The sequence below is a fragment of the Streptomyces sp. UNOB3_S3 genome, from assembly GCF_020740895.1.
Classification (GTDB): Bacteria; Actinomycetota; Actinomycetes; order Streptomycetales; family Streptomycetaceae; genus Streptomyces.
In genome coordinates this window covers 1-3508 of sequence record NZ_JAILXP010000541.1, presented here as the reverse complement: position 1 = coordinate 3508, position 3508 = coordinate 1, and the positions used below count along the sequence as shown (strand labels likewise).

3 protein-coding genes are annotated in these 3508 nt (G+C 74.0%); all 3 read left to right on the top strand.

The window, feature by feature from the left end; genetic code table 11:
- The first annotated feature begins 74 nt into the window (after positions 1-74).
- The 3 genes from K6I33_RS33275 (at position 75) to K6I33_RS33265 (ending at position 3402) form a co-directional block, all read left to right on the top strand.
- On the top strand, positions 75-323 hold the full coding sequence (locus K6I33_RS33275) for a ferredoxin (protein WP_229358436.1): 249 nt from the start codon (positions 75-77) through the stop codon (positions 321-323).
- A gap of 199 nt (positions 324-522) precedes the next feature.
- Positions 523-3198: a class III lanthionine synthetase LanKC gene (gene lanKC, locus K6I33_RS33270; protein WP_229358434.1), complete on the top strand. Its 2676-nt coding sequence runs from the start codon at positions 523-525 to the stop codon at positions 3196-3198.
- Positions 3199-3276: 78 nt separating this feature from the next.
- Complete coding sequence (locus K6I33_RS33265) at positions 3277-3402, top strand: SapB/AmfS family lanthipeptide (protein ID WP_229358432.1); 126 nt, start codon at positions 3277-3279, stop codon at positions 3400-3402.
- Positions 3403-3508 lie beyond the last annotated feature (106 nt).

Here is a 3508-nt window from a genome sequence, read left to right as displayed (position 1 = left end):
GAGGGAGGGCGGGCCCGAGGGCTACGCCGAGTACCTGGAGCAGAAGACGATCCACCTGCCGAAGGGGACGGGCGGTGGGTGATCCCCGCTGGAGGGTGACCGTCGACCGGACGCGGTGCGTCGGCTCGGGCCAGTGCGCGGGCGTCGCGCCCGCCGTGTTCCGGCTGGACACGACGACCCGGCGCTCGCACCCGGTCGCGGAGGAGACGGCCCCCGACGGGGAGCTCCTCGCCGCGGCCGAGTGCTGTCCCGTGGAGGCCGTGGCCATCCGGGTGCTCGGTACGGGGGAGGCGGTGTTCCCACCCGAGGAGCCCGGTGAGTGAGCCCGCGCCTCCGGCGCGCGGAGCGCGCCCCGGGAGCGCGCGGCGCCGGAGTGGGCCCCGCCAACAGGGCTGACCTGCGTTCGCCCTGGTCCGTACATATGTTTACGCGTGCGTTCCGCACGGCATGTTCGTGACAGATGCGACTGTCCCGGCCCCCCACGGCGTGGAAATCTCTTCCCGTCGCAGCTGAGGGGGGCCGATGGAGAAGCGGTACGAGGTCTACTGCCTGGCCGACAGGCACTTCTACGAGATCCCGGACCGGCTGTCCCGCCCGGCCGGGGACCGGGCCGAGGACGCTCTGTTCGAAACCGCCCGGCGTCCCGTGCCCGAGGGCTGGACGAGCGGCCGCAACGGCGACTGGCTCCACCTCGCGCCCCTCGGCGCGGACGGCGGGCCGCTCCCCGGGCAGCCCGCGCAGGGCTGGAAGATCCATGTGTCGGCCACGGCGGACGGCGCCGACAAGACCGCCGCCGACGTCTGGGACTACTGCGTCCCCCGGGGCATCCCGTTCAAGTTCGTCCCCGCGCCCCACCTGCTCCACCTCCGCAACAACAAGTACGCGCCCCGGGACGCCAGCGGAAAGTTCGTCACGATCTACCCCGCCGACGAGGAGAGCCTCCACACCGTCCTCACCGGCCTGGAGGAGATCCTCGGCGGACGCCCCGGCCCGTACATCCTCACCGACCTGCGCTGGCACGCCGGGCCGCTGTACGTGCGCTACGGCGCCTTCGCCCGCCGCTACTGCGTCGACGCGCGCGGCAGCCTCGTCCCCGCGATCGAGGACGCGGACGGCACCCTCGTCCCCGACCCGCGCGACCCCGCCTTCCAGGTGCCCCCGTGGGTGACCCTCCCCGCGTTCCTGGCGCCCCACCTGGCCGCCCGCAACGCGACCACCGTCGCCGACCTGCCCTACCGCATCGAGAAGGCCCTGCACTTCTCCAACGGCGGCGGCGTCTACCGGGGCACCGACACCCGCGACGGCTCGCAGGTCGTCCTCAAGGAGGCCCGCCCGCACGCCGGGCTCGCCGCCGACGGCGCCGATGCCATCACCCGGCTGGAACGCGAGAAGGACGCCCTCGACCGGCTCGCCGGCCTCGGCGTCGCCCCCGGCGTCCGCGACTGGCTCACCATCGGCGAACACCGCTTCCTCGTCATGGACTTCGTCGAGGGCCGCCCCCTCAACTCCTTCTTCGGCGAACGCCACCCGCTGCTCGCCGCCGACCCCGACCCGGCGGCCGTCGCCGGCTACACCGACTGGGCGCTGCGGATCCACCGGGCCGTGGAACGGGCCGTCGAGGCCGTCCACGCCCGGGGCGTGGTCTTCAACGACCTCCACATGTTCAACATCATGGTCGGGCCCGACGAGGAGTCGGGTGAGGAGTCGGGCGAGGAGACCGTCACCCTGATCGACTTCGAGGCCGCCGCGCCCGCCGCCGAGGGCGGCCGGCAGATCGTCGCCCACCCCGGCTTCTTCGCCCCGCCGGACCGCACCGGCACCGACGTCGACCGCTACGCCCTCGCCTGCCTGCGGATCGCGCTGTTCCTGCCCGTCACCACGCTCTTCGTCATCGACCGGGCGAAGGCCGCGCACCTCGCCGACATCATCGCCGAGCACTTCCCCGCCGTACCGCGGGAGTTCCTCGACGAGGCCGTCGCCGAGATCACGAAGCAGACGGGCGACGAGACCGGCCCCGCCTTCGCCGGGCCCGTGTCCGCCGGGCCCGTACCCGCCGCGCCCGCCGTCCTCCCGCCGACGGACGACTGGCCCGCCGCCCGCGACTCCATGGTCCGTGCGATCCTCGCCTCCGCCACGCCCGAGCGCGACGACCGGCTCTTCCCCGGGGACATCGCCCAGTTCTCCGAGGGCGGCGGCCTCGGCCTCGCCCACGGCGCCGCCGGCGTCCTGTACGCCCTCGCCGAGACCGGCGCCGACCGCTACGAGCAGGGCGAACGCTGGCTGCTCGCGCACAGCGAACCCGGCGCGACACCGCCCGGCACCCCGCTCGGCCTCTACGACGGACTCGCCGGCGTCGCCCACGTCCTCGACCGCCTCGGTCACACCGAGCGTGCCCTCGACCTCACCGCCACCCTCCTCGGCGAGAAGTGGCAGAAGCTCACCTCCGGCCTGCGCGGCGGACTCGCCGGCATCGGCCTCCACCTCGACCACCTGGCCCGCACCACCGGCGACCGCCACTTCCACGAACGCGCGGTGGAGGCCGCCCAGTTGCTCGCCGACCGGCTCGCCGCCGACGACGGGAAGCAGCGCGCCGGGCTGATGCGCGGCGCCACGGGCCCGGCCCTGCTCTTCCTCCGGCTGTACGAACGCACCGGCGCGCCCGCCCTCCTCGACCTCGCCGGCACGGCCCTGCGCGTGGACCTCGCGCACTGCGTGCGCACGGCCAACGGCGCCCTCGACGTGAACGAGGGCTGGCGGACCATGCCCTACCTCGGCGACGGCAGCGTCGGCATCGGCGCCGTCCTGGACGACTACCTCGCCCACGTCCCCGACCCGGACGAGGACCTCACCGACGCCCGCGCCGCCGTCCTGACCGCCGCCCGGTCCCGCTTCTACGCCCACCCCGGCCTCTTCCAGGGCCGCGCCGGAATGATCTGGCACCTCGGCCGCACCACCGCGCCGGGCGCCACCCCGGACGGCCTCGCGGCACAAGTGGCCGCCCTGGGCTGGTACGGCATCCCCTACCGGGGCGAACTGGCCTTCCCCGGCAGCCAGATGATGCGGCTGTCGATGGACCTCGCGACGGGTACGGCGGGCTGTCTGCTCGCGCTCGGATCGGTCGAGGGCCCGGCCTCCCTGCCCTTCCTCCCGCCCCCGAAGGGGCCCCAGAGCCGGCTCCACCACGTCGTGGAGTCGTGACCCAACCGTTCCACCTGTTCCACCTGTTCCACCTGTTCCAGCCGTTCCACTTCCGTCCCCATGAAAGGAATCAGAACCATGGCGCTTCTCGACCTTCAGAGCATGGAGTCCGACAGCCACGACGGTGGCCACGGCGGCGGCGGGCAGAGCACCGTGAGCCTGCTCTCGTGCATCAGCACGGCCAGCGTGCTGCTGTGCCTGTGACCCACGCTCGCGGGTGACCGCTCAGGGTGGGCCCTCTCCCGGCGGGGAGGGCCCACCCGGCCTGTCGCCCCCCTCCACCACGGATGCGAGGACGACCGCATGACCC

Bases quoted from the DNA above. Each gene is read 5' to 3' on its own strand.
- lanKC (WP_229358434.1), top strand. From the start codon at position 523: ATGGAGAAGCGGTACGAGGTCTACTGCCTGGCCGACAGGCACTTCTAC.
- K6I33_RS33265 (WP_229358432.1), top strand. From the start codon at position 3,277: ATGGCGCTTCTCGACCTTCAGAGCATGGAGTCCGACAGCCACGACGGT.